The 6,475-nt window shown below is 70.4% G+C and carries 7 protein-coding genes; all 7 read right to left on the reverse strand.

Annotated elements, in window-relative coordinates; all coding sequences use genetic code 11:
* The coding region (locus tag AC1D15_RS14075) for a hypothetical protein (RefSeq protein ID WP_477826472.1) at positions 1-204 on the reverse strand (204 nt) is incomplete at its 3' end.
* Between the two features lie 155 nt (positions 205-359).
* Positions 360-989 (reverse strand): response regulator, encoded by a 630-nt coding sequence (locus AC1D15_RS14080; protein WP_047502237.1) that lies wholly within the window; start codon positions 987-989, stop codon positions 360-362.
* On the reverse strand, positions 986-2,359 hold the full coding sequence (locus AC1D15_RS14085) for a HAMP domain-containing protein (protein WP_465112197.1): 1,374 nt from the start codon (positions 2,357-2,359) through the stop codon (positions 986-988). The genes AC1D15_RS14080 and AC1D15_RS14085 overlap by 4 nt, the downstream gene beginning before the upstream one ends.
* Positions 2,356-3,282 carry an alpha/beta fold hydrolase gene (locus tag AC1D15_RS14090; protein WP_477826473.1) on the reverse strand — a complete coding sequence of 309 codons (927 nt, stop codon included), beginning with the start codon at positions 3,280-3,282 and terminating at the stop codon, positions 2,356-2,358. Before AC1D15_RS14090 ends, AC1D15_RS14085 begins: the two co-directional genes overlap by 4 nt.
* 38 nt (positions 3,283-3,320) lie before the next feature.
* Positions 3,321-4,370, reverse strand: a complete 1,050-nt coding sequence (gene fba / locus AC1D15_RS14095) for a class II fructose-bisphosphate aldolase (RefSeq protein ID WP_477826474.1) — start codon at positions 4,368-4,370, stop codon at positions 3,321-3,323.
* A 10-nt stretch (positions 4,371-4,380) separates the two neighbouring features.
* On the reverse strand, positions 4,381-5,259 hold the full coding sequence (locus AC1D15_RS14100) for a phosphoribulokinase (RefSeq protein ID WP_047502220.1): 879 nt from the start codon (positions 5,257-5,259) through the stop codon (positions 4,381-4,383).
* 11 nt (positions 5,260-5,270) lie between these two features.
* Positions 5,271-6,344, reverse strand: coding sequence for a class 1 fructose-bisphosphatase (locus AC1D15_RS14105; RefSeq protein ID WP_477826475.1), 1,074 nt, complete (start codon positions 6,342-6,344; stop codon positions 5,271-5,273).
* Positions 6,345-6,475: the final 131 nt, after the last annotated feature.

The raw sequence follows: 6,475 nt of genomic DNA on the forward strand, positions 1-6,475 counted from the left end.
CAACTCGGCAGCCCCCTCCAGCCCCAGCCGGCGCGCGAGCATCTCGAAGCTGTCGCGCAGCTTCTGCGCCCGTTCGCTCTCGACCGGCGCCGGCGACATGCGCTCCAGGCGCACGCTTTGCGAGCGCTCCAGCACCTGCGTGATGTCCTCGCCGTGCGCGACGCCCGCCGCCAGTGCAACCCCGATCAACAGCCAGCCCCGCATCGACGACTCTCCTGCCCGGACCCGAACTGCAGGCCCTTGTGAGCAATTACGGCGCAAGAAATGGGCCTGATTCAAGGGTTTACCCTTGATCCTCACGCGAATCGGGGGGACGCCGTGCCGCAGTGCACGGGCAAACGCGGTGCCATGTGTCCACTTCAAGCCTGGATCAGCCCCCAGTGCAGCGCCACCAGCGTCAGCTCGGACTGGTTGCCGGCACCGAGCTTCTGCTTCACGTGGTACAGGTGCGTGCCCACCGTGCTCGGCGACAGGTTCAGGTTGGCGGCGATCTGCGCCACGGTCAGGCCGCGCGCGAGCTGGATGAACACCGAGAACTCGCGTTCGCTGAGGGCTTCGGCCGGGTTCGTGTCGCCCTTCATCTGGGCCAGCGCCAGCACCTGGGCAGTCTGCGCGTCCACATAGGGGCGGTGTTCGGCCACCGCGGTGACGGCCGCGATCAACGCCTCGGGCGCGCCGCGCTTGGTCAGGTAGCCGAGCGCGCCGGCCTGCATCACCCGCCGCGGGTGGGCGGTGTCCTCGTGCGCCGACAGAACCAGCACGCGGGCCTTCGGGTCCTGCGCCAGCAGCCGCCGCACGGCCTCGAGCCCGCCCATGCCGGGCATCGACAGATCCATCACCACCACGTCGGGCTGGAGCTTCGGGTAATCGGCACACGCCTGTTCGCCGGTGTCGGCCTCGGCCACGACCTCGATGCCGGCATCGGCCAGCAGCATCCGAAAGCCCATGCGCACCAGCGCGTGGTCGTCGACGAGCATCACTCGGATCATGCGGGGGTCACCTCGGTGGGTTGCGGCGTGGGTGGGGGCAGGCGCACCGTCAGGCGCACGCCGCGCGGGGCGATGGACACCAGCTCGAAGCTGCCGCCCAGGCCCTGCACCCGTTCGGCCAGCCAGCGCAGGCCGTGGTGGCCCTTCTTGTCATCCCAGTCGGGCGACAAGCCGACACCATCATCGACGAGTTCGAGCAGGATGCCGTCGGCCGCAGCGCGCAGCCGCACGCCGACCCGCTGCGCCTGGCCATGGCGCAGCGCGTTCGTCAGGCCTTCCTGCGCAGCGCGGTACAGCGCAAGCGCCGCCTCGCTGCCGAGCTGCACGCCGTCCATCTCGGATTGCAGCTCGATCTGCACGCCGGGCTGGCTGCGGCGCGTGCGCTCGGCCAGGTCGGCCAGCGCCTCGGCAAGCCCGAAGTTGTCCAGCACCAGCGGCGCGAGGCGCGGGATGATGCCGTGCATCGCGTCGTACAGGCGCGACGACTCGTCGGCGATCAGGCGCGCCGCCTGCTCGGCCTGCGGATCGAGCGTGCGCATGCGCTGCGCGATCGACAGCGCCATGCTGCGCATCGCCGTCACCGACTGGCCCAGCTCGTCATGCAGCTCGCGCGCGATCAGGTGGCGCTCCTGCTCGATCTGGTGGTCGACCCAGCGCGTCAACTCGCGGCTCTCTGACAGCTGCAGCTCGGCGCGCACCGCGCGGCGCTCGGTCTCGATGTGGCCCTGCAGCATGCCGACCATGCGGTTGAAGGCCTTGCCGATGGTGCCGGCCTCGGCCCCCGGCAGCGGCGGCAGCGACACATCGAAGCGGCCGCCTTCCAGCTGGTTCAGCGCCGCGACGATCTGGCCGAACGGCCGCAGCGTGCGCCCGACCAGCCAGTACACCAGCCCGTTGAGTACCACCAGCATCACGACGGCGCCGAACACCAGCGTGATGGCCTCGTCCCACGCGTCGAGCACGGCGCGCGATGCGTTCGCCTGCACCTTCAGCTGGCCGTCGGGCAGGTCCAGCGACTGCACGGCCGGCGGCGGCGCGACCAGCGCGTCGAACCAGTCGGGCGCATCGCGGCCCGGCTTGTAGGGCGACGGCGGCGAGGCATAGAGCACGGCGCCCTGCCGGTCGAGCAGCGTGATGTCGTTCGAGCGCACGCGGCCCATGCCCTGCAGGAAGGCCAGCACCGCCGGCGTGCCCTGGGCCGCATAGCGCCACACGGTGCGGTTCAGGAACTGCGAGGCCACGCGGTTGGCGGCCACCACCTCCTCGTTCACAGACGCGCGCATGCTGCGCACCTCCAGGCCCATCATCACGAACAGGAACAGCAGCGTCAGCAGCCCGACGATCAGGTGGATCTTGAGCCGTAAGCTCATGACGGCCAGCCGTCCAGCGCCTCGACCATCGCGCGCACCATCGCCGGATGGGTCGGGTCGTGGCCGGCGACCTCAATGAGGCGCAGGCGGCTGTGCGGCAGGCGCTGGTGCAGCGCGAGCGCGCCCTCGGGCCGGCAGATGCGGTCTTCGCTGCCGTGCAGCAGCAGCGTCGGCACGGCCGGCAGGCGATCGCAACGATCCAGCAGCGGCGGCTCATCGAGCCAGCAGCGGTGCAGCAGGTAGTGGCTCTGCACGCGGTAGCGGTCGACCAGCGCATCGAGCGCCGCGCCCGACGGCTCAGGCTGCGCCACAGCGCCGGTCGCGAGCGTGCTTTCCCAGCGCCACCAGGCCAGCGCCATGTGGCGTGCGGTGTCGGCATCGGCATGCAGGCCTTGCGCGAGGAAGGGCAGCATGGCGTGCCGCCGATCGGCGGGCGCGATCGCCGCGAACCGGGCCCAGGCGTCGGCCAGCCCCACATCGGCCGGTTGGAAGAAACCGCCGATGTCCTCCTCGCGCGCCAGGAAGGTGGCGCGCAGCAGCAGCCCCGTCACCGCGCCCGGATGCGCCATCGCATACGCCAGCGCGAGCGTGGCGCCCCACGAACCGCCGACCACCAGCCAGCGCTCGATGCCGAGCGCCTCGCGCAGCGTCTCCAGGTCGGCCACCAGGTGGGCGGTGGTGTTGTCGACCGTGCTGCCGCGCGGCCGGCTCTGGCCGGCACCGCGCTGGTCGGGGTTGACGATGCGGTAGCGGGCCGGGTCGAAGAAGCGGCGCAGCAGCGGCGAGCTGCCGGAGCCCGGGCCGCCATGCAGCACCACCACGGCGATGCCCTGCGGGTGGCCGCTCTCCTCGACGTGCAGCACGTGGCCGCCCGGCACACCAAGGGCGTGCAGGCGGTACGGTGCGGTTTCGGCGTAGAGCATGGACGGGGCATGGTAGCCCGCGACCCTGCCGCCGCGCTTCAGTGCTTACCTTGCGCATAGGCCTGGGCGGCAGTGTCCAGCGGCACCGGCTTGATGCGCGAGGCCATGCCGGCGCAGCCGAAGGCCTCGAAGCGCGCGATGCACAGGTCGCGCGCCGCCGCGGTGGCGTCCTTCAGGAAGCGGCGCGGGTCGAACTCGCTGCGGTCGCGGGCCATCGCACGGCGCATCGCGCCGGTCATCGCGAGCCGGATGTCGGTGTCGATGTTGACCTTGCGCACGCCGTGGCGGATGCCTTCGCGGATCTCCTCGACCGGCACGCCCCAGGTCGGCGCGATCTCGCCGCCGTGCTCGCGGATCACCGCCAGCCACTCCTGCGGCACCGACGACGAACCGTGCATCACCAGGTGCGTGTTCGGGATGCGCGCGTGGATGGCCTTGATGCGGTCGATCGCCAGGATGTCGCCGGTCGGCTGGCGGCTGAACTTGTAGGCGCCATGGCTGGTGCCGATCGCGATGGCGAGCGCGTCGATGCCGGTCTGCGCGACGAAGTCGGCGGCCTGCTCCGGATCGGTCAGCATCTGCTCGTGCGTCAGCCGGCCGGCCGCGCCGGCGCCATCCTCTTCGCCGGCCATTCCCGATTCGAGCGAGCCCAGGCAGCCGAGCTCGCCTTCCACCGACACGCCCACCGCATGCGCCATCTCGGTGACACGGCGCGTGACGCCGACGTTGTAGTCGTAGCTCGACGGCGTCTTCGCGTCTTCCAGCAGCGAGCCGTCCATCATCACGCTGGTGAAGCCCGAGCGGATCGACTGCAGGCACACCGACGGGCTCGCACCGTGGTCCTGGTGCATCACGATCGGGATGCCGGGGTACATCTCGGCAGCGGCCTCGACCATCTTGCGCAGGAAGGGCTCGCCGGCGTACTTGCGCGCACCGGCCGAGGCCTGCAGGATCACCGGGCTGTCGGTGCGCTCGGCCGCCTGCATGATGGCCTGGATCTGCTCCAGGTTGTTGACGTTGAAGGCCGGCACGCCGTAGCGGTGCTCGGCGGCGTGGTCCAGCAGTTGTCGAAGCGACATCATCGGCATCGGAAGCTCCTCATGCGGCCAGCAGGTTCTTGCGCTGCTCGACGAGCCGCATGACCATCGGCGTGAAGATCAGCTGCATCGCGAGTTCCATCTTCCCGCCCGGCACCACCAGCGTGTTGGCGCGCGACATGAACGAGTCGTGCAGCATCGACAGCAGGTACGGAAAATCGATGCCGCGCGGGTTGGCGAAACGGATCACCACCAGGCTCTCGTCGGCGGTCGGGATGGTGCGCGCGATGAACGGGTCCGAGGTGTCGACCACCGGCACGCGCTGGAAGTTGATGTGCGTGCGCGTGAACTGCGGGCAGATGTACTCCACGTACTCGTGCATGCGGCGCAGGATCACGCTGGTCACCGCCTCGGTCGAATAGCCGCGCGTGCTGCGGTCGCGGTGGATCTTCTGGATCCACTCCAGGTTGATCACCGGCACCACGCCGATCAGCAGGTCGGCGAAGCGCGCCACGTCGACCTTGTCGGTCGTCACCCCGCCATGCAGGCCCTCGTAGAACAGCAGGCTGCTCGGCGGCAGCGGCGCCCACGCGGTGAAGGTGCCGGGCGGCTGCCCGTACGGCGCCGCCTCCTCGTCGTTGTGCAGGTACTTGCGGCTTTGCCCGGTGCCGGTCTCGGCATAGCTGCGAAACAGCTCCTGCAGCTCGGCGAACAGGTTGGCGTCCTCGCCGAAGTGGCTGAAGTGCGGCCGGTGGTTCTGCTCGGCCTCGGCCATCGCCGCCTTCATGGCCTCGCGGTCGTAGCGGTGGAAGCTGTCGCCTTCGACGATCGCGGCCGCCACGCCCTCGCGGCGGAAGATGTTCTCGAAGGTCTTCGTGACCGAGGTGGTGCCGGCGCCGGACGAGCCGGTGATGGCGATGACGGGGTGCAGCGCGGACATGCCGATGCCCCTCAGACCGTGGCCGCGAACAGGCCGCGCTTGCCGAACAGCGGCGAATCGTAGGCCGCCGCCGGTTCGTCGCGGTGGTAGGTCTCGATGCGCGCCACCTCGTGGCGCGAACCGAAGACGAAGCCGATGCGCTGGTGCAGCGCGTCGGGTTGCACCTCCATCAACCGCGAGCGGCCGGTGCTCGCGCCGCCGCCGGCCTGCTCGATCAGGAACGAGATCGGGTTCGCCTCGTACAGCAGGCGCAGCCGGCCGGCACGCGACGGGTCCTTGCTGTCGCGCGGGTACAGGAACACGCCGCCGCGCATCAGGATGCGGTGCGTCTCGGCCACCAGCGAGGCGATCCAGCGCATGTTGAAGTCGGCACCGCGCGTGCCGGTCTGGCCGGCCAGGCATTCGTCGACGTAGCGCTTGACGGCCGGTTCCCAGAAGCGGCTGTTCGATGCGTTGATCGCGAACTCGCAGGTCTTCTCCGGGATGCGCAGGCCGGGGTGGCTGAGCACCCATTCGCCGAGCAGCGGGTCGAGCGTGAAGGCATGCGTGCCGCGGCCCAGTGTCAGCACCAGCATGGTCGACGGGCCGTAGATCGCATAGCCGGCGCAGACCTGCTGCGTGCCGGGCTGCAGGAAATCCTGCGGCTGCGGATCCTGCCCGGGCGCGACCGCGCGCAGCACCGAGAAGATGCTGCCGACCGCGACGTTGACGTCGATGTTCGACGAGCCGTCGAGCGGGTCGAACAGCAGCAGGTACTTGCCGCGCGGATGCTCGGGCGGCAGCGTGTACGGCGCCTCCAGCTCCTCGGACACCATGCCGGCCGTGTGACCGCCCCACTCGGTGGCGCGCAGGAACAGCGCGTTGCCCAGCACGTCGAGCGTCTTCTGCTCCTCGCCCTGCACGTTGCCGGTGCCGGCGCTGCCGAGCACGCCGTCCAGTGCGCCATAGGCCACCTTGCGCGCGATGGTCTTGCAGGCGAGCGAGACATCGGTGATCAGCGCGTTCAGGTCGCCGGTGGCCTCGGGATGGCGGCGTCGTTCCTCGATCAGGAACTGGGTCAGGGTCGATCGTCCTCCGCTGAGCATGGCGTGTCTCCTGGTTTACTGGTGGATCGGTGTGCGCACCGGCAGGCGGGCCAGCAGGTCGGCAGGCGCATCGAGGCGCCACACGCCGGCGGCCGGAGCGGGGCCGTAGCCCCAGGCGGCCCACGCGGCCT

This window comes from Rhizobacter sp. P2_H2, assembly GCF_056403375.1.